The 19,137-nt window shown below is 59.1% G+C and carries 15 protein-coding genes and 1 tRNA gene; 4 read left to right on the forward strand and 12 right to left on the reverse strand.

All coding sequences use genetic code 11. The annotated features are described in order from the left end of the window. Nucleotides 1–42 precede the first annotated feature (42 nt). Nucleotides 43–1,188 (forward strand): alpha-hydroxy acid oxidase, encoded by a 1,146-nt coding sequence (locus CFBP5499_RS20090; RefSeq protein ID WP_080828998.1) that lies wholly within the window; start codon nucleotides 43–45, stop codon nucleotides 1,186–1,188. A 197-nt stretch (nucleotides 1,189–1,385) separates the two neighbouring features. Next, a complete protein-coding gene (locus CFBP5499_RS20095) occupies nucleotides 1,386–2,366 on the forward strand; it encodes a bifunctional helix-turn-helix transcriptional regulator/GNAT family N-acetyltransferase (RefSeq protein WP_080828997.1) in 981 nt (326 codons plus the stop codon). Between the two features lie 144 nt (nucleotides 2,367–2,510). Here the strand turns inward: CFBP5499_RS20095 and CFBP5499_RS20100 are convergent, their stop codons facing one another. The 11 genes from CFBP5499_RS20100 to cpdR all read right to left on the reverse strand — a co-directional run bounded on the left by CFBP5499_RS20100 (nucleotide 2,511) and on the right by cpdR (nucleotide 15,644). Beyond that, nucleotides 2,511–4,715 carry a methyl-accepting chemotaxis protein gene (locus CFBP5499_RS20100; protein WP_080828996.1) on the reverse strand — a complete coding sequence of 735 codons (2,205 nt, stop codon included), beginning with the start codon at nucleotides 4,713–4,715 and terminating at the stop codon, nucleotides 2,511–2,513. A gap of 285 nt (nucleotides 4,716–5,000) precedes the next feature. Further along, nucleotides 5,001–6,500, reverse strand: a complete 1,500-nt coding sequence (locus tag CFBP5499_RS20105) for an FGGY-family carbohydrate kinase (RefSeq protein WP_175416834.1) — start codon at nucleotides 6,498–6,500, stop codon at nucleotides 5,001–5,003. Next, nucleotides 6,493–7,335, reverse strand: a complete 843-nt coding sequence (locus CFBP5499_RS20110) for a class I fructose-bisphosphate aldolase (protein ID WP_080830173.1) — start codon at nucleotides 7,333–7,335, stop codon at nucleotides 6,493–6,495. Before CFBP5499_RS20110 ends, CFBP5499_RS20105 begins: the two co-directional genes overlap by 8 nt. Nucleotides 7,336–7,337: 2 nt before the next feature. Beyond that, nucleotides 7,338–9,062, reverse strand: coding sequence for a glycerol-3-phosphate dehydrogenase/oxidase (locus tag CFBP5499_RS20115; protein WP_080828990.1), 1,725 nt, complete (start codon nucleotides 9,060–9,062; stop codon nucleotides 7,338–7,340). Between the two features lie 122 nt (nucleotides 9,063–9,184). Continuing rightward, nucleotides 9,185–10,183, reverse strand: a complete 999-nt coding sequence (locus CFBP5499_RS20120) for an aldo/keto reductase (protein ID WP_080828987.1) — start codon at nucleotides 10,181–10,183, stop codon at nucleotides 9,185–9,187. Then, the gene (locus CFBP5499_RS20125; protein WP_175416903.1) at nucleotides 10,180–11,154 is read right to left on the reverse strand and encodes a sugar-binding transcriptional regulator; all 975 of its coding nucleotides are present in this window, start codon (nucleotides 11,152–11,154) and stop codon (nucleotides 10,180–10,182) included. Before CFBP5499_RS20125 ends, CFBP5499_RS20120 begins: the two co-directional genes overlap by 4 nt. Before the next feature lie 41 nt (nucleotides 11,155–11,195). Further along, complete coding sequence (locus tag CFBP5499_RS20130) at nucleotides 11,196–12,197, reverse strand: ABC transporter permease (RefSeq protein ID WP_080828985.1); 1,002 nt, start codon at nucleotides 12,195–12,197, stop codon at nucleotides 11,196–11,198. 12 nt (nucleotides 12,198–12,209) lie between these two features. Further along, entirely contained in the window at nucleotides 12,210–13,730 is a 1,521-nt protein-coding gene (locus tag CFBP5499_RS20135) for a sugar ABC transporter ATP-binding protein (RefSeq protein WP_080828982.1), read from the reverse strand. A 74-nt stretch (nucleotides 13,731–13,804) separates the two neighbouring features. Beyond that, a complete protein-coding gene (locus CFBP5499_RS20140) occupies nucleotides 13,805–14,818 on the reverse strand; it encodes a substrate-binding domain-containing protein (RefSeq protein ID WP_080828980.1) in 1,014 nt (337 codons plus the stop codon). Between the two features lie 307 nt (nucleotides 14,819–15,125). Beyond that, nucleotides 15,126–15,200, reverse strand: a tRNA-Val gene (locus CFBP5499_RS20145). 81 nt (nucleotides 15,201–15,281) lie between these two features. After that, the gene (cpdR, locus tag CFBP5499_RS20150; protein WP_003497910.1) at nucleotides 15,282–15,644 is read right to left on the reverse strand and encodes a cell cycle two-component system response regulator CpdR; all 363 of its coding nucleotides are present in this window, start codon (nucleotides 15,642–15,644) and stop codon (nucleotides 15,282–15,284) included. A 181-nt stretch (nucleotides 15,645–15,825) separates the two neighbouring features. Here cpdR and CFBP5499_RS20155 point away from each other — a divergent pair, with 181 nt between their 5' ends. Next, nucleotides 15,826–16,710, forward strand: a complete 885-nt coding sequence (locus CFBP5499_RS20155; RefSeq protein ID WP_080828978.1) for an N-formylglutamate amidohydrolase — start codon at nucleotides 15,826–15,828, stop codon at nucleotides 16,708–16,710. Between the two features lie 311 nt (nucleotides 16,711–17,021). Next, complete coding sequence (gene hisN, locus CFBP5499_RS20160) at nucleotides 17,022–17,798, forward strand: histidinol-phosphatase (RefSeq protein ID WP_080828976.1); 777 nt, start codon at nucleotides 17,022–17,024, stop codon at nucleotides 17,796–17,798. A 21-nt stretch (nucleotides 17,799–17,819) separates the two neighbouring features. Here hisN and CFBP5499_RS20165 read toward each other — a convergent pair whose 3' ends face one another. Further along, nucleotides 17,820–18,761 (reverse strand): alpha/beta fold hydrolase, encoded by a 942-nt coding sequence (locus CFBP5499_RS20165; RefSeq protein ID WP_080830171.1) that lies wholly within the window; start codon nucleotides 18,759–18,761, stop codon nucleotides 17,820–17,822. Nucleotides 18,762–19,137: the final 376 nt, after the last annotated feature.

Raw genomic sequence — 19,137 nt, forward strand, 5'->3', positions numbered from 1 at the left:
CCATCTCTTTCGAGCTTTCAAACCGGACCGGCCGAGCGACAGATGCAACTCAAAGACTGCTATAATTTCCACGATTTCCGTCGCATGGCCAAACAGCGCCTTCCCGGACCGATCTTCAATTACATAGACGGCGCGGCCGATGACGAGGTGACCTATCGTCGAAACACGGCCGCCTTCGAAAATTGCGATCTCGTTCCCGATGTGCTGCAGGGTGTAGCCGATGTGGATATGTCGGTCACGGTCATGGGACAGAAACTGGCGATGCCGGTCTATTGCTCCCCGACAGCGCTGCAACGCCTGTTTCACCATCAGGGTGAGAAGGCTGTCGCGGCTGCCGCCGGAAAATTCGGCACCATGTTCGGCGTCTCCTCGCTCGGCACCACCAGCCTTGAGGAAGCACGCCGGATCAGCGGCGGCCCGCAGGTCTATCAATTCTATTTCCATAGGGATCGTGGCCTCAACCGCGATATGATGGCCCGGGCGAAAAGCGCCGGCGTCGAGACGATGATGCTGACGGTTGATAGCATCACCGGCGGGAACCGCGAACGTGACAAGCGCACCGGCTTCGCCATTCCCTTCAAACTCAATCTTTCCGGCATCGCGCAATTTGCCATGAAGCCCGCCTGGGGCATCAATTACCTGACGCATGAGCGCTTCAGCCTGCCGCAGCTCGACGACCATATCAAAATGGACGGCGGCGCCCTTTCCATCAGCCGATATTTCACCGAAATGCTCGACCCTTCGATGAATTGGGACGATGTGGCGCAGATGGTGCGCGAATGGGACGGGCCGTTCTGCCTGAAGGGGATCATGTCCGTGGACGACGCCCGCCGCGCGGTTGAGATCGGCTGCAGCGGCATTGTGCTTTCCAATCACGGCGGCCGTCAGCTCGATGGCTCCCGCAGCGCCTTCGACCAGCTGGCCGAGATCGTCGATGCGGTCGGCGACAGGATCGACGTGATGATGGATGGCGGCGTGCAGCGCGGCACCCACGTTCTGAAGGCGTTATCCCTCGGCGCAAAAGCCGTGGGCCTTGGTCGCTATTACCTTTTCCCGCTTGCCGCCGCCGGGCAGCCAGGTGTGGAACGTGCGCTGGAAACGATGCGGATCGAAATCGAGCGCGGTATGAAACTGATGGGCTGCACCACCGTCGATCAGCTCACACGGCGAAATCTTCGTTTCCGCTGAGCACACCGCATGGCAGAGGGCGGCGTTCGTTCATAATCGAGCGCTGGAGAGTTTCACGGCACGACCTTGGAGAATACTCACCGTACTAACAAGGCAGCTTCGCTGCCGTTGTCGGTGTCCTGAGCAGCAGATCGTCCGCTTTTGCGGAGAAAGCCAACTTTTTACGCCGGTCGCAATCTTGGCAATGCGGGTGGAATATGATTATAGTTGCAAGATGCAACCATAATGGAGCGAACGTGCCCAAACAATTCCCCCCCATACACGACATCCGCTCCACTTCACGCCAGCTTGTCCGCGAGCTTGGTTTCATGGGCGGAGATTTTGCCGGCACCGATTTGCCACCCTCGGCGGTGCATGCACTGATCGAGATCGAAGCATGTCCCGGCATCACGGCAAAGGATCTTGGAAAACTGTTGCGGCTTGAGAAATCGAGTGTCAGCCGCATGCTGCGCAAGCTCATCCTGTCGGGCGATATTCTCGAACAAACTGACGACACGGATAGCCGCATCAAGCGGCTGCATCTCACGGGACAGGGTCAGGAGAAAGTCAGCGCCATCAATGGCTTCGCGAACCGGCAGGTGTCTGGCGCTTTGGCGCAACTGACGTCGACGGATGCTCACACCATTCTCGAAGGGCTTCGTCTTTATGCAACCGCGCTGGGAGCAAGGGCCGGCACGTCGGCTCCGACCATCGATATCAAACAGGGATACAGACCTGGCATCATCGCCCGTATCACGCAGATGCATGCGCTTTATTATGCCCGGACATCCGGCTTCGGCCAGCGTTTCGAATCTGTCGTGGCCGAAGGCCTCGCCGCTTTCTGCAACCGGCTTGAAAACCCGAGAAATGCGATCTGGGTCGCAATGCGCGGACAGGAAATCATCGGTTCGGTCGCCATCGACGGGGAAGATCTTGGAGCTGGTATTGCGCATCTGCGCTGGTTCATCGTTGATGATGGCATACGCGGCGGCGGTGTCGGACGCAGGCTACTCGCAACCGCCCTCGCCTTTGCCGACGAGGCGGGCTTTGCCGAAACCCATCTCTGGACATTCAACGGCCTTTTGGCCGCACGGCATCTTTACGAGGCCCATGGTTTCACATGCACCGAGGAATATCCGGGCAGCCAATGGGGAAGCGAGGTGCTGGAACAGCGCTTTGTCCGGCCATGCCCGGATTGATCTTCCAGAGGTGTCGGCTGCCCAAATGGTCTGGTCATTGGCTCGATGCGGCCGAACGGCATGCAGCATATCAGGCGCTCGCGAGATTTCTCCCTCAAGTGCCTGATATGCATCCACAGTTGCTCATCCTCGGGTGCTGTCCGATCAAGCCGCCCTGAGCGCCCCCCTGCTGGCGTTCACTCCCTGGCCAAGCTCGAACTGGCCAAGCAACCGGTTCAGCGCATCGACTTCCGTTGCCAGCGTATGGCTGGCGGCGGTCATCTCCTCGACCATCGCGGCATTTTTCTGGGTGTCCTGATCCATCTGGTTCACGGCAACGTTGATCTGCTGGAGGCCGGACGACTGTTCCTGCGCGGATTCCACGATCGCGGCGACATGCTGGTTGATCTCCTGCACTTCCGCGACGATGACATCGAGGGCCTTGCCGGTATCGCCGACAAGATGCACGCCCTCTTCAACCTGCTGGTTCGACTTGGTGATCAGCGACTTGATTTCCTTTGCCGCCGCGGCGGAACGTTGTGCAAGTTCGCGCACCTCCTGCGCTACCACGGCAAACCCCTTGCCCGCCTCACCTGCACGCGCGGCCTCCACCCCGGCGTTGAGCGCCAGCAAATTCGTCTGGAAGGCGATTTCGTCGATCACGCCGATGATGCTGGAAATCTCGTTTGACGATTTCTCTATCCGCTCCATCGCCATCACAGCCTGGCGCACGACCTCGCCCGAACGTTCGGCACCGACACGAGTGCGGGAAACGAGCCGGCCCGCCTCATTCGCCCGGTTTGAAGCGTCTTTTACCGTGATCGTGATCTCCTCAAGGGCAGCTGCGGTTTCCTCAACGGCGGCCGCCTGCTGCTCCGTTCGCCGTGCCAGATCATCGGACGCCGCCTTGATTTCATGGGCGCCGGCATCGATGCCGGAAGCGTTTTCCAATACCCGCAGAAGCGCGTTCTGCAATTTGCCGGCCGAGCCATTGAAATCGTTACGCACCGCGTCGAGCTGTTCGACAAAAGCATCACCGATACGGCACGACACATCACCGTCAGCAAGCCTCGCCAAAGCATAAGCCAGGCTGTCCACGGCAAAGCGGATGTTGCCTGCTTCATCGGCAGCCTTGCGCTCCCGGTCCATACGCTCTTCTTCGCCAAGGGCGCGGTTGGTCTCCGCTTCCCGCTCCAATGAGGCTTTCTGCCGATTGCTTTCGCGCAGAACGTCAAGCGAACGGGCAAGGTCGCCGATTTCGTCTCTCGTCTCGACGTCCTTCAGTGTCAACTGGAGATCACCCTTTGCGATACGGGCTGTTTCATCGATGATATTCGCGATGCGCCCGATGAACCGCCGCGCAATGAACCACCCTGCAAGCGCCAGCAGCACGGCGGCTGTTGCGATCGTCATGGCGGCGTTCCGCATCAACGCATGGAGCTGGGCAAATACCGTTTCTACAGGCACCGAGACGATCGCGTACCACTTCATGTCAGGCGTGAGCGTCACGGGTAGCGCGACGGCGAAGGAAGCCGTTCCATCCTGCGCCGTCATTTCCTGCTCCACGCCGGGTTTTGCAATGAGCTGGTCCCAGCCGGCGGTCTGCACGCCACCATCCGTAAGGCTTTTCCCCATGATCGACGAATCCGGATGGCTGATGATCTTGCCGCCACCGCTGACCAGACTGACGAAACCCGTTCCCATGGGCCGCACCGTCGAAAGCGCCTTGCCTGTTTCCTCGAGCGAGAGATCGAGGCCGGCAACCCCCGCAGGTTTACCATCGATCATGACGGGCTTCGCCACGGAGGTGATAAGAACCTCCTTGCCGTCGATCGCATATGAGTAAGGTTCGATGACAACCGTTTTCTTCAGGGTGAAGGGCAGTTGATAATAATCGCCCGGACCTGCGGTGGCGTAATCGACCAAAGCGGTATTGCTTATCTTGCCGCCGCTTCGCACCCAATAGGGGATATACCGGCCGGTCGCATCATGTCCCTGGCTGTTGACGAAATCCGCATCCTTGCCGTCAAAGGCGTTTGGCTCCCACCCGGTCCATAGTCCGAGTATGTCAGGATTATCGGCTAGCGTGTGTTGAATAATCTGATCGGCCAGGCTCCGGTCTGCGTTGCCTGACTGCTTCATCGCTTCCAGAACCGAGGCGAGGCTGTTGGCGATATGGATGGTGCCGCCGATATTCTTTTCGGTTGCCAGGGCTTCCGCACGGGCGATCTGCCGCATGCGCTCAAGACTATTGTCCCTCGTATCCTCGATAGACCGATATAACAGCACGGCCGAGGCCGCGATCGTGGCAAAGACACCACACGCGGCGACCGCAAAAATATTCCGACCCGTTGTCGATTTAAAAAGCATCTCCCACCCCCCAAAACTATGCTGCAACGGTAGCGAGAGTTACGGGTGCGCACGCGTAACCGTCGATGACCGGGCTGGAAAGAAAGACTATAAAGTTATGTTTAAAAATTACTTTCTATTTTATATTTAGGTGCAATCCGTGAAATCAATACTTTATGAAGACGTAATATTAAAAGTATATACATGATATCGGGGATACTGCGGCCGCTACCGGCACAGATATTCCTCTCCGTGCCGGTCTCTGCCAGATGCGGTGGACGCGATTGCCGCCTGCCGCAACACGCATTATTGCGGTAACCGCAAAGCGCTCCAGAAGCTCCGTAACTGTCCGGTCAATTCCTGATAGAGACCGTAGCGCCGCCTGTAGTGCGAGACCTGCGAAGCATTCGGCTGATAGGCACTCTGAACCCGCGTCATCGCAGCAACGGCCTCCTCGTAGTTCGGATAGAGCCCCGTCGCCACGGCGGCACCGATCGCCGCTCCGAGCGCTCCCGTTTCCCGGGCCTCGGCGACGCGAAGGGGAATCTCCAGAACATCCGCCATGATCTGCGGCCAGTGCTGGCTGCGGGAACCGCCGCCGGACATGACCGCGCTTTCGACCGGCAGCCCCGCCTCTCGCAGGACGCCGATGTGGCGGCGGTGCTCGAAACACACTCCCTCGAACAGGGCGCGCACCATGTGGCCTTCGCCGTGCCAGCCGGCGAGACCATAAAACCCACCACGAAACTCCGCTCCGAGCCGCGAGCCAAAGATGAAGGGGTGAAAGAACGGATCGTCCGCCCGTGGCGTCACGGAACCGACCAGCTCGTTGCAGCGCTCGAAGGCATGGTCGCCATGGTCGGCGCGGACACGATGCACGTACCATTCGAGGTTGGCGGCGGAGGTGGCGCTGGATTCAATATTGACATAACGGTCACGGCCAAATGTCGTGACCATGAAGACGTCAGGGCTGATGACCGGTTTGTCTGCAAATACCTGGTTGATACTCCAGGTGCCGGCAATGACGGAGGCTTCGCCCGCATTGATGACGCCCGAACCCATGGCGCTGGAAACGACATCGAAGAAACCGCCAATGACGGGCGTGCCTTCCGAAAGCCCGGTCAGGCCGGCAGCCTCCCGCGTCACCTGGCCGACAATGTCAGCCGATTCCACGAGACGGGGGAATAACGCAAAGGCATCTTCAAGGTCGTAGAGTGACAGAAGCTCGCGGTCGAGTAGCGCTTCCGGCAGGGCAAGCAGTCCCGCACCGCTGAGGTCGGAAATATCATTGGCAAGGCAGCCGGTCAGGCGGAAATTGACGAAGTCCTTGCAGAACAGCACCGTGCCGGTCTGCGCATAGAGATCGGGCGCATGCCGTTTCACCCAGGCGAGAAGTGTGGGCGTCTGCGCGGGCCACGGCCGTTGCAGGCAGCGCGCCTGCAACAAGCCTCCGCTTTTCCGGTCAAGCTCGGCCGCCATATCGGCGGCGCGGCTGTCGAGCGACTGGATGCCGAGGAGCGGTTGCTGTTGTTTATCCAAGAGGTAGAGACCATTGCCATGGCCGGCACAGCCCACGCCCGCGATGCTGCGGGGATCAACCGCCGATTTAACCAGAAGCTGGCGGATCGCCTCACAGCCGTTCCGCCACAATTCCTCGAGATCGCGCTCGACATAACCGGGCTGCGGAAATGTCGAATGTCCGTCGATGGCGTGCTGGGCGATCTGCCGGCCCGCCGTGTCGAACAGCACGGCCTTGATGACCGTATTGCCGACATCGAGACCCAATATATGATTTTTCTCAGCCACGATTATAGATGTCCCATGCTTCCTCACCGCTCGCACCCTGATGGATGATGGCCATCAAGGCCGCCACCACGGCCTTGGGGTTGTCATGCTGATAGATGTTGCGGCCATAGACCATCCCGTTCGCGCCCTCCGCCATCAAGGCCGCCGATTTTGTCAGCACATTGCGCAGGTCCTCACGCCCCCCGCCCCGCACCAGCACCGGGCAGCGCGCCGCCTCGATCACCCTGTGGAAATCCTCCGGGTTGCTGGTGGGATCGGCCTTGATGATATCGGCTCCCATTTCCGAGGCAAGACGTACGAGCGTGACGATCTTCTCGGCGTCGCCATCAACCTGATATCCGCCGCGCACGTCGTTGGGCAGCATCACCAGTGGCTCGATCATCAGCGGCATGCCGAAACGATGGCAATCGGCCCGCACCCGGCTGATATTCTCGACGCATTGGCGAAACAGCTCCGGCTCATCCGGCAGCATGAACAGATTGACGACGACACAGGCCGCATCCATCTCCAACGCACCGATGATCGGATCATGATAATTCTGCAGCTGCGACCACATGGTTCTGTGGCGGGTGGAATTATAGGGATTGCCCATATCGATGCGCATGACGAGGGCCGGCTTGTCGCGCTCCGGTCTCTGTTGTAGCAGATCCGCCTGCCCATAGGTCATCTGGATGGCATCGGGACGCGCTTCCACCAGCTTCTCGACCGTCTGCGCCATATCCTCCAGCCCGACGAGAAAGCTCGGTTCGTTGCAAACACCGTGATCGATGGCCACGTCAAGGCAACCGCCATCGCGGAACAGCCGGTTCATGCGCGCCTTTTTCGAAATCCGCATCATCATGCATTCTCCTTGCATCTGTTTTGAAGCATTACCGGGGTGACCCCGTAAAAAGTTTCCAGCTCCTGGATGAGCCGCTGCCGCTCCTCCACCGCCCGGCTGGATGACCAGCCCAGTTCGCGCGAGGCGACGCCGAGGATGGCGTCGATCAGATCCACATCAATGAGGCCGGTGATGGCGAGCGTCGTGCGCCGCAGAATGAGGTCCGTCAGGTGCCGCACATGTTCGCAACGGATCAGCCAGAGGACTTCCGCGGCCGTTATCGGCGATTTTTCCGAAAGCGGCGCGTCATCCGCCCGTCCCCGGCAAAAACCCATCAATTCGAAGGCACGGGAGCCATAGGCCAGGGCCAGATGTTCCGCCCGGCGCCGGTCGATTGAAAACTGTTCCGACAGTAAAACGGAGAGGCGTCCGGCACCGGTGGGGAAATTCCTGCCGCCGCCGATCGGGCGGTTCATCGTGCCGGTCAGCCGTTTACGCCCTAGAAAGGCCAAAACCTCATCGCTTACCTGTTCGCCGAAGGCCCTGAAGGTCGTCCACTTGCCGCCGATCATGCAAAGCTGCGGTGGATCGCCGGCGACACGGTGAATGAAATGGCTGCGGGAAATTCTCCCGGTAAAAGCGGCATCGCTGCGCGGCAGTGGGCGTATGCCGCTGAAACTGAAGACAATGTCTGAGGGATCGACGGTAATGTCCGGAAACACCTGGGCGACCGCTTCGAGAATATAATCCCGCTCTTCGGGCTCGCATCGCACCCGCTCGGGACGATCCACCTTGATATCGGTTGACCCCGCGAGAACCCGGCCGAGATAGGGAAAGAGGATGCAGACGCGATTATCCGCGTTCTCAAAGAAAATCATGTGACCGTTCAGCGCTTTGAGGAGTGCATCATTGGCGATGATGAGATGCGACCCCTTGGTGCCGGAAACGGTCGGTTTTTGCCTTTCTGCGGACGGGGCGGCGGAAAGCGTGCCGATCGTTTCGTCGATCCATGCCCCGGTGGCATTAACGATGATGCGCGGCCGGATGGACATTGTTTCGTCCGTTTCCCCTGCCCGGAGGCGGTATCCATCGCCGTTGCGAATAAGCTCCGCATAGTTGAGCGCGATGCTTTGCGGCGCATCGGCCGAGGTATCGATCAGCAGTTCCAGGGCAAGCCGCTCCGGCTGGCTTATCCATGCATCGTAATAGGTGGCCGAATATCTGATGTCAGGCGTCAGGCCGGGCCAGTGCTTCAGCGTCTTGCCGGCGCCGCGAAACTCATGGCGGGGCAGAATGCGGTTCTTGCGGCTGACGAAGTCATAGAGGGTAAGGCCCGCCTTGATGGCGAGCGCTCCCCGGCTTGCGGGCTTGCCGCCCGAGCCGAAAAATGTCGCCGCCGCGTTGAACAGGCCGCTGAACATCGAAAAAATCGGGATCGTCGTCGGCAGCGGCTGCACCATATGCGGCGCAAGCGTCAGAAGAGCATCGCGCTCACACAAGGATTCCGCCACGAGGCCGAATTCGCCATTCTCGAGATAACGCAGGCCACCATGGATCATGCGCGAGGGTGCTGCGCTGCAGCCGGAGGAAAAATCATTGCGCTCGACCAGGAGCACCCGCAGCCCTTGGAGGGCGAGATCGCGATAGGCCGCGATGCCGTTGATGCCGCCGCCGATGACGACGGCGTCGAAATCACCGTTGTGCCGGATGCGGCTAAGAGCGTCCTCGCGAAAACTGGGCATAGGAATACCGTTCGCTGGCTAATGACCAGCGTCCCAATGGTGTTGATCGTTTAAAGCGACGGGAAAGACGGGCGGCGAAAACTACGTGCTGTTCGCCGGAGGTCCCGCCTCACCTACATGTTTCAGCTATCGAGCCCGACAAGATGCTCGGTAACACCAGCACTGATGAAGGCCAGCTCACTCCCTGTAAGCCGCAGGCGGGCGGCAGCGGCGTTTTCCACCGCCTGCGCCGGATCGCGCGCGCCGCACAACGAGAATGTTATGCCCGGCTGAGCAATCGTCCAGGCAATCACCACCTGCGCGACAGAAGCCCCATGCGTGGCCGCCACCGGCTCCAGCACCGCCATCAACCGCGCGATCTTCTGACGGTTCGCCTGGCTGAAACGAGGATTGCCATGGCGCTGATCGTCCTCTGCAAACACCCGCTCTGGCCCGACCTTGCCCGACAGAAGGCCGAGTGCCAGCGACGAATAACTGAGGACGGAGACAGAATTCTTCCGGCAAAGCGGCAGAAGCGTCGTCTCGATATCACGCTTCACCATGGAATATTCTTCCTGAACGGCATCCAGCGCGCCGGTAGCGATGTAGGCCTCGAGATCATCAGGCGAGACATTGCTTGCGCCGATGGAGCGGATCTTCCCCTCCTCCTTCAGCCGCACCAAAGCCTCGACCGTCTCGGCAATCGGCGTCGTGGCGTCCTGCCAATGGGTGACGTAGTGGTCGATATAATCGGTTCCAAGCCGCTTCAGGCTTTCTTCAACCTCATAACGGATCGAGGCAGCGCCAAGATAACGGTGAACGGGCTTGCCATCCTGATGGAAGAAATAGGCGCCCTCGTTGACATGCCAGACGAGACCACATTTGGTGACCAGCACCACCTTGTCGCGCCTGCCGGAAATCGCCTTGCCAACGATGGTTTCCGCAAGCCCCATGCCATAGGCCGGGGCGGTATCGATCAGGGAAATGCCGGCATCGATGGAAGCCTGGATGGCGGCGATGGATTGCCGCTCATCGGTGCCGCCCCACATCCAGCCACCGATCGCCCAGGTGCCCAGCCCCACGGCGGATGCGCTGATGTCGCTGCCGCCGATCGTCCGGGTCAATATTGCGTTCTCCGTCACGACGTTTCCCCTTCCCCTTGATTCAATAAATAACCGGCAATCGCCTCGTCCACGACGAGCGAGGTCAGATAACGACCGGCAAGCGTGGCCGCCACCGGTCCGGCTTTGATGGCGCCTGCCGCGACGCCGATGATGTTCGGGCACCGGGCAAGCTGCCTGGGGTCCAGCGCCACCACACGCGAGTTGAGATCGATCCGTGCCAGTTGCCCGTCCGCCATGGTGAGATGGGCGAGAAATTCACCGGCAACACCCACATCCACCAGCGCCTGCCCACCACGGGCCGCATCCGGCAGAAGATCGTAATAACCGGAGCCCGGAGCCTCCACGGAACCAATGCCGACCAGTGCCACCTGTGCCTGCCGCGCTAAGTCGAACACTTCGCGGATCGACGCGACATTCATCAGCAGATCGCGCTGTTCCTCATCCTCGGCAAAGAGCGGCGCATGCAGGAGCGAGGCGCTGCCACCGAGCTTTTCCGCAAGCTGCGTGGCAAGATGATTGACGTCAGTATAATGCTTGCCCTGCACGCCGCCGGTCAGCGGCACCACCCGCACATCGAAACGCCGCTCCGCCTCCAGATTATCGACGACGGCACTCACCGCCTTGCCGCCGGTAATCGCGATCACGTCACCATCCCGGATTGTCTCCAGCAAATGGTTGGCGGCCACCCGGCCGACCATCTGCAAGGCGGTTTCCGGATTGTCGGAGACCGTCGGCGTCACCACCGACTGCGTGAGGCCGAACCGGCGGCTGATCTCGTTTTCGAGGTCCACCAGCCGCTGATAGGGACTGGCGATGGTGATCTTTACCATGCCCGCCTTGCGGCCCGCCGCGATCATGCGGTTCACCTTTGTATGGGAAAGATTGAGCCGCTCGGCGATCTCCGACTGTTTCACCCCCTCGATGAAATGCAGCACCAGGACGGAATACATCTGCCTCTGTTGATCGAAATCGTCCTTGATATCCAGCATGATCGTCTTTCTCCAGTTACCCTCGGGCGCGCGAAGGGCGCTCATCGGCGGCGCCTGACCAGATAGTGGTCGAACAGGACCGCAGCCAGCAATATGCTTCCCCTGATGATGTCCTGCCAGTAGACAGACACGTTGAGCAAGGCAAGCGAGCTGGAAACGACAGACAAAAGGATCGCGCCGAGGATTGCACCCAGAATGGTGCCCGAGCCGCCGGAAAGGCTCGCGCCGCCGATGACCGCCGCCGCAATGACATTGAGTTCCATGCCGACGCCGAAGCTCGGCTGGGCGGACCCGAAACGGGCCATGTAGATGACGCCGGCAACGCCGCACAACATCGAGCAAAGCGTGGTCGTGGCAAACACCACCCGGCCGACGCGAATGCCGGAATAGGCCGCTGCCTTGGGATTGCTGCCGGTATAGAACACCTTGCGGAAGGCGGTCGTGCGCCGCAGCAGCAGGTCGAAGACAACGACCACAACCAAGAAGATGATGAGCACCAGCGGAATGCCGCCCAGCGCGCCCTGGCCGATGAACTTGAATTCCGGCGGCAGGGAATAGAGCCCAAGTGGCCGCCCGCCCGTTGCCAGCAAGCAGACCCCGCGCGCAATCACCATGACGCCGAGCGATACAATGAAATGATGCAGGCCGACGACGGTGGTCAGAAATCCCATGACCATGCCTACCAATGTCGTGAGGCAGATTGCGAGACCCGCCGCGACCCAGGGATCGACACCATTGAGGAACAGCCAGCCGGCCGCCACCATCGCAAGTGCTGTAACGGAACCCACGGAAAGATCGATACCACCCGAGATCAGCAGGATCGTCATGCCCACCACCACGATGCTTTCGATGGCGAAGACCATAGCCATGGCCCGCAGATTGTCCACCGTCAGGAAGTAGGGCGATATGAAGGACATCACGGCAAAAAGGGCGAGAATGATGACGATCAGCCCGGTTTCTCGCGCCTTGATCGCCGGCTCCCACCAGGCCGTGCGGCGAACCGCCGTCTCGGCAAGGCTTGAAGGTGTTTCCGATGTTGCCATTTTCCCGCTCCCTCAGGCTTCCGCCGCATTCTGCATGATATTGATCGATGCGAGTTGCATGATCTTTTCCTCCGTCATGTCGTCTCCCACGACCTCACCGGTGATGCGCCCCTCACGCACGACAAGCACACGATCGCTGACGCCGATGAGTTCCGGCAGTTCCGAGGAGATGACGACCACGCCAACCCCTTCGCGCGCCAGTTCCCGAATCTGGCGGTGGATTTCGGCCTTGGCGCCCACATCCACCCCGCGGGTCGGCTCATCCAGAAAGACGACCTCGGGTTCCACCGACAGCATCTTGGCCAGCGCCACCTTCTGCTGGTTGCCGCCGCTCAAGGTCGATACCGCATCACCGACGCTGTTCGCCCGCAGTTTCAGCCGGCGTCCCAGCTCATTGGCACGCTTCATTTCCTTGCGCCGCTCGATAAAACCCATGCCGTTCGATATCCTGCCGATATCGAGCGCCGAGACATTGGTGGCAATGGACATGTTGAGGAACAGCCCGTCCCCCTTGCGATCCTCGGAGAGATAAACGATCCCCTCGCGGATGCTGTCGCGATAATCCCTAAGCTTCAGCCGCCTGCCGCGCAGAGCGACCTCGCCTTTCGGTTTTCCTTCCAGCCGACAGACAGCCCGCGCAATCTCGCTGCGGCCCGCACCGATCAGCCCGGCAAATCCTAAGATTTCGCCGCGGTGCAGGTCGAAATCGACGTCGAAAACACGCTTTCCTTCGTTCAGTCCCCGAACCGAAAGAATGACCTCATCGGATTTTTCATCATCCGCCAGTTTCGGTGGGTAGAGCTTGTCGAGCACGCGCCCCACCATGCTGTTGACCACCTCTTCCGGGGAAATCTCGGCAATATTCTCCGTCCTGATATGGCAGCCGTCGCGCATGACCGTGATACGGTCGCAATGTTCGAAAATCTCCGCCATGCGGTGGGAGATATAGATGATGGCAATGCCGCGCGCCGCCAGCCGGTGCATGATCTTGAAAAGCGTCTGTGCCTCGGTCTCGGTGAGCGCCGCCGTCGGCTCATCGAGGATCAGGATACGGCAATCCAGCGTCAGCGCCTTGGCGATCTCGACGATCTGCTGCTGCGAAATCGACAGGTCGCCGGCCCGGCGCGCAGGATCGATATCGCCGATCTCCCGCAGCACCGTTGCCGCCCGTTCTTCCAGATCGCGATAATTCATGAACCAAGAGCGACTTTGGCCGGTCTCCGACATGTACATGTTTTCGGCGACTGAAATCTCCGGGCAGAGTGCTATCTCCTGATGCACAAAACCGATGCCGAGCCGGTTCGCCGCATTCGGCGAAGATATGCGGACCGGTTTGCCATCCAGCAGGATTTCCCCGCCATCCGGCTGCAGAATGCCGTCGATAATATGCATCAGCGTCGACTTGCCCGCACCGTTTTCACCAGCGAGCGCGTGGATTTCTCCGCGCCGCAGTTCAAGTGCGGCACTCCGCAATGCCCGCACGGGCCCGAACGCCTTGTGAATATTCGTCATGCTGAGGATGACCTCACCCATAACGCCCTCCCGAACCTGCTTCCCTCGTAACCGGCGAGGCCAGAAACCCCGCCGGTTTTTTTAAGAGCGACGCGTCAGCGTCCTTTCATATACTCATTGAGATCGAAGGAAGCGGCGTTCGCCTTGGTGATGACAGCAAAACCATTGTCCATCGACGGCACCTGCATCGGGTTGAAGCCGGAGACCTTATAGTCGTTGAACGGGTCGATCAGGTCCGAATGGGCGCCCAGAAACGTGTTCATGAAACCCATGAACCCCTGAACCCCCTGGTTAGGATTGATGGACATATAGATATTGCCCTGCTTGATGTGTTCCAGCGTCGCCGGCGTGATATCCGCGTGCAGGATCAGGACCTTCTTTTTCGCTTCCAGAACCGCGGTCGTCGCGCCTTCGGCGGAGCCGGCCTCGGGAATCCAGAGCGCGCCCAGATTAGGGTTTGCCTGCAGGAGAGCGCCAACCGCCTGATAGGCGACATTGGCGTCCTGGTTTGTGGCCTGCCGGCCAACCAGCTTCATCTGAGGATAGGTGCGCCCCATATAGTCGATGAGAGCGGTGACGCGCAGATCGTGATTGCTCTGGCCCGGATTTTCCAGAACGGCATATTCACCCTTTTCGCCGAGCTTCTTGACGATTTCGTCGGCCGCAAATTTCGCCTCGGCAACGTTGTCCGAAGTGATATAGGCGGTGCGCTTCGACTTCGGAGAATCCGCCGCGAAAGTCGTCACGGAAACACCTGATGCAATTGCCTTGTTTATGGGCTCGATGAAGGGATCGGCCTGCATCGGGTGCAGCAGAATGCCTTTCGGCTTCTTCACCAGTTCCTGCTCGAAGGACGCGATCTGCTTGGTGATGTCATATTCCGGCGTACCGGTGAAGACGGCCTCGCAGCCAAGCGCCTTGGCAGCCTGCTTGAACCCCTCGAAGACCGGCACCCAATAGGGGTGGCTGGAAACCATGACGTTCATAACGTAGGTCTCACCCGGCTCGCAGGCGAATTTGCTTGCAGCGGCGGCCGGTGATGTTGCACCGGCACTCATCGCCACGGACAGGACACCCGCAGCAGCGGTCGATTTCAGAAAAGCCAACATATTCCCCTCCCAAGGACAATGACTTAATCGCAATAAATTTTGATGTGCGTAATTTATTGCATGTCACTTGAGGTAGCCGGAAAAACTGGCCGCGTCAACAGCTTTGAATTTTATTTTCATCGATGAAATTTATTGCGCCACAACACGAAGCGCAATGAGCCGCCCGCTACCGAAACTGGCCGACGGGAATGGCGACATACGCAATCGGTGACTTAAATAGCTCGGGATATGAAAGTCTGCGCTATGGCTAAACCAGAAACGAAAAAAGGGTTTCTGATTGATCAGAAACCCTTTTCATGAATTCGGATGGTGGGCGTGACAGGGATTGAACCTGTGACCCCTACGATGTCAACGTAGTGCTCTCCCGCTGAGCTACACGCCCTCCGTGGCGGCGGATAGACCACAAAACCGGTTGATACGTCAACTGCTTTTTTTCGGTTTTATGAAGGTTTTTTGAGAGGCCTTACGCCACAAGGAGTTTGTTCACCTCATCCACGAGATCGCGCAGATGGAACGGCTTGGAAAGCACCTTGGCGTCCTTCGGAGCCTTCGAATCGGCGTTGAGCGCGACGGCTGCGAAGCCGGTGATGAACATCACCTTCAGGTCGGGGTCGAGTTCGGTGGCGCGCCGCGCAAGCTCTATGCCATCCATTTCAGGCATGACAATATCGGTCAGCAGCAACGAAAAGGGCTCTTCGCGAAGCCGGTCGTAGGCGCTTGCGCCATTGTCGAAGGAAGAAACCTTGTAACCGGCTTTTTCCAGCGCTTTCACGAGAAAGCGGCGCATATCGTTGTCGTCTTCAGCGAGAAGAATTTTCTGATTCATCATAAGTGACCGTAACTGCTCAATGTTTGGAATATCCTAGCCCGATTATAGGATTTTCACGGTAAATATCCTGTGAACGCGTGAATCGGTATAGCGCTGTTTGGGCGATAGTATGGACTTGCCGCACCGTAACTGGCAACATGAATGCCCTGATAGTTTGCGACATGGTAAATGGTACTGAATGGACTGGGTCACGGGTGAATACGAGCTGTTCGAAGTAACGGAACCTGCCGTTCAAACCCTCCCATTTGTCTACAACTCCCCCCATAGCGGCCGCTGTTATCCCATCTCCTTCCTGGAATCGGCGCGACTCGATTCGCATGAGATCCGCCGCTCCGAAGATCATTTCGTCGATGAGCTGTTCGCCGCCGCCCCCGAGATCGGCGCGCCGCTCCTGAAAGCGAATTTTCCGCGAGCCTATCTCGACGTCAATCGCGAGCCTTATGAGCTCGATCCGCGCATGTTCGAGGGCACGTTGCCGCCTTATGCCAATATCGGCTCCATGCGGGTCGCGGGCGGTCTTGGAACCGTGCCCCGCATCGTTGCAGAGAATATGGATATCTATGCCCACCGCCTGCCGGTAGACGAGGCGCTATCGCGGATCGAGACGATCTACAAGCCCTATCACGCCTGCCTGCGCCGGCTGCTTTCACGCACTCACGCTCAATTCGGCATGGCCGTCCTGATCGATTGCCATTCCATGCCCGGCAATATCCGCGTCGCCGGCTCGAACCTCAAACCGGACGTGATCATCGGCGATCGCTACGGGACCAGCGCCTCCCAGGAAGTATCCCGCGCCGCCCTGCATTTTCTCGAAGAGCTGGGTTTCGTCGCGGTCTGCAACAAACCCTATGCCGGCGGCTTCATCACCGAACATTATGGTCGGCCGATCCGTTCGCTGCATGCGCTGCAGATCGAGGTCAACCGCGCGCTTTACGTGGATGAAAAGACGCTTTTGAAAAAAGTCGATTTTCCCGCCATTCAGGCATCGCTCGAAATCTTCATGCGCCAGCTCGGCGCCTTCGTTTCGGAATACGCGATCGAAACCTCGCTCGCCGCCGAATAACAATAATCCGCTATTTCGATATTTACCCTGGATCGTCTGGCAGCGCGCCGGGCAAAAAAAACCGCGCCTGAGCGCGGTCAATTCTAGGGAGGAAACACCCAAGGAGGGTATTTACAGTCAAAGACTGCAGGATCACGCTACGCACTAATTGCACAATTGTCAATCATTTTATTTTTTGCATATTTTTTGTGCGTATGCCGAAAATATGGAAACGCCGGCTCCAGCATCCGTATGAGTGGACGACGGATGTGATTCCAGTCTATGCATGGTCCACAGAATTCAGAGCACCATTCCAGGCGATGAGGTTTCGCATGCTGCCCGACCGGGATTTCTTCTTCAAACTTGCCGATGCCGCCAGCGCCGAGACGCTTCCCCGCTTCCGTACGGGTATTGCCGTCACCAACAAGCAGGATGGCGGCTATGATCCGGTGACAGAAGGCGATCAGGCAGCGGAAACCGCCATCCGCGCGCTTATCGAAGCACGTTTTCCGCAGCACGGCATTCTTGGCGAAGAACACGGCAATGTCGGTCTCGACCGCGAGCATATCTGGGTCATCGACCCGATCGACGGCACCCGCGCCTTTATTTCCGGCGTACCGGTCTGGGGCACGCTGATCGGCTTCCAGTCGGCCGGCCGCGCCACGATGGGCATCATGGACCAGCCCTTCACGAAGGAGCGTTATTTCGCCGATGGCGAGGCGGCGTGGTATTTCGGACCCGACGGCGAAAAGAAAATCCGCACGCGTGATTGCGCGTCTCTATCGGATGCGGTGCTGTTCACCACGACCCCGCATATCTTCACTGCGCAAGAAAAGCCCTTTTATGAAAAAGTGCAGGATCAGGTCCGCCTTTTCCGCTACGGCGTGGATTGTTACGCCTATTGCCTGCTCGCGGCCGGCCATGTCGATCTGGTGATCGAATCCGGACTGAAGCCCTATGATGTCGGTGCGTTGATCCCGGTGATCGAACAGGCCGGCGGCATCATGACCACCTGGGATGGTGGGCGCCCGGAAAATGGCGGCCGCATTCTGGCAGCCGGCTCCAAGGCCGTGCATGAAGAGGCGCTCGCCATTCTCTCAAAACTCTAGGCAGCTTGGCTCAAGCGGCCATCACTCCGGCGCGAAAAACGCGTCGATGGCCGCCAGCGCCTGTTTGCGGAAAACGTCACGCTCATGCAGCAATTCGTGGCGTGCGCCGGTTATCGGAAGAAGCTGCGCCGCCCGGAAATTGCGTGAGAGTTCTTCCTGCGCCTTATAGGGCGTGATCGTATCCAGCATCGGCGCCAGAATGAGGGTTGGAACGGTAATGTTCGTCAGGTGATCCTGTCGGGTCACCCGCCCCATGGTCTTCAGCGCTTCATAGACCCAGCGTGCCGTCGGCGCGCCGATGAACAGTTCCGGAAACTGCCTGTGTAAAGCGAGATTCCTGGCAAAACGCCTGGCGTCGGAGGTCAGCGGATTGCCGTCGAAATCCCGCTCGCGCTGGTCCCTGCCGAGCTGAACCCTGCCGAGACCGACAAGACTCAAGGCCGTCGCAACCAGCCGGATAACGGACGGGGGAACCGATTGCTGACTGTCCAGTTCGATGAAGGGCGAACACAGCGCCAGACGGTCAATCCGGTTCGACAGGCCGGGAGCTGCCGCAAGTGCCGCAAGCGCGCCGGTGGAATGGGCGATCATGAAGAAGGGCAGCCGCGTATCCGGCAGAACCACCTGCTCGAGAAACAGGCTGATATCGCGCTGATAATCGGAAAAGCGCCGCACATGCCCCACGCCCGGCTTTTTCAGGAGCCTTTCGGAACCGCCCTGCCCGCGCATGTCGAAGGTTGCGACCCAGAAGCCCATGGCCGTCAGATCGGTGACGGTCTCGAAATATTTCTCGATACATTCGTTCCTGCCATGCAGCAGAACCACCGTTCCGCGGGCAATCTGGCGGCTGGCGCGAAAGATCGCATATCGAAGCTGTTTGCCGCCATGGCCGGTAAAATATCCGACGGTGTGGTTGCCGGGAACCGGGTTATCTTCGCTGGCGCGCAATGTGGCTTCGATCATGGTCTTTTCCGGCTTTTCTGCCATTTCGGGATAGGTCGGCGGCGCGGGAAGGTCAAAGAAAAAATTGCCGGAACCGTCGGTTAAAGCAGTCGCGGTTCCGGCGAATAAGACAGAAGAAGAAGGGACGTTATTGCTTCTGTCCACGGAGAATGCCTCCGATGACCGCAGTTTTATGGCTCTCAAACTGAACGATGCCGGAACCGGATGTTCAGCCATGGTTCATGTTGCCCTCGTCTTTTCGTGCCCCCCTTGACGCCGCGCATGACCATTCCCATTTCCTTCATGCGGTCGCCAGAACGGGACCGCGCCATATGTCCTGCCATCGCCAGAATGGGATGCCGGACTTAACCGCAAACAGTCGCTTCTTAAGGAGGAC

It is taken from the genome of Agrobacterium tumefaciens, from assembly GCF_005221325.1.
In the GTDB taxonomy this organism is placed as follows: domain Bacteria; phylum Pseudomonadota; class Alphaproteobacteria; order Rhizobiales; family Rhizobiaceae; genus Agrobacterium.

What these genes read in the sequence shown, in the direction of transcription:
- CFBP5499_RS20090 (WP_080828998.1), top strand. Translation starts at nt 43, where the DNA reads ATGCAACTCAAAGACTGCTATAATTTCCACGATTTCCGTCGCATGGCC.
- CFBP5499_RS20095 (WP_080828997.1), top strand. Translation starts at nt 1,386, where the DNA reads ATGATTATAGTTGCAAGATGCAACCATAATGGAGCGAACGTGCCCAAA.
- CFBP5499_RS20100 (WP_080828996.1), bottom strand. Translation starts at nt 4,715, where the DNA reads ATGCTTTTTAAATCGACAACGGGTCGGAATATTTTTGCGGTCGCCGCG.
- CFBP5499_RS20110 (WP_080830173.1), bottom strand. Translation starts at nt 7,335, where the DNA reads ATGCGGATTTCGAAAAAGGCGCGCATGAACCGGCTGTTCCGCGATGGC.
- CFBP5499_RS20115 (WP_080828990.1), bottom strand. Translation starts at nt 9,062, where the DNA reads ATGCCCAGTTTTCGCGAGGACGCTCTTAGCCGCATCCGGCACAACGGT.
- CFBP5499_RS20125 (WP_175416903.1), bottom strand. Translation starts at nt 11,154, where the DNA reads ATGCTGGATATCAAGGACGATTTCGATCAACAGAGGCAGATGTATTCC.
- CFBP5499_RS20130 (WP_080828985.1), bottom strand. Translation starts at nt 12,197, where the DNA reads ATGGCAACATCGGAAACACCTTCAAGCCTTGCCGAGACGGCGGTTCGC.
- CFBP5499_RS20135 (WP_080828982.1), bottom strand. Translation starts at nt 13,730, where the DNA reads ATGGGTGAGGTCATCCTCAGCATGACGAATATTCACAAGGCGTTCGGG.
- CFBP5499_RS20140 (WP_080828980.1), bottom strand. Translation starts at nt 14,818, where the DNA reads ATGTTGGCTTTTCTGAAATCGACCGCTGCTGCGGGTGTCCTGTCCGTG.
- cpdR (WP_003497910.1), bottom strand. Translation starts at nt 15,644, where the DNA reads ATGAATCAGAAAATTCTTCTCGCTGAAGACGACAACGATATGCGCCGC.
- CFBP5499_RS20155 (WP_080828978.1), top strand. Translation starts at nt 15,826, where the DNA reads ATGGACTGGGTCACGGGTGAATACGAGCTGTTCGAAGTAACGGAACCT.
- hisN (WP_080828976.1), top strand. Translation starts at nt 17,022, where the DNA reads ATGCTGCCCGACCGGGATTTCTTCTTCAAACTTGCCGATGCCGCCAGC.
- CFBP5499_RS20165 (WP_080830171.1), bottom strand. Translation starts at nt 18,761, where the DNA reads ATGATCGAAGCCACATTGCGCGCCAGCGAAGATAACCCGGTTCCCGGC.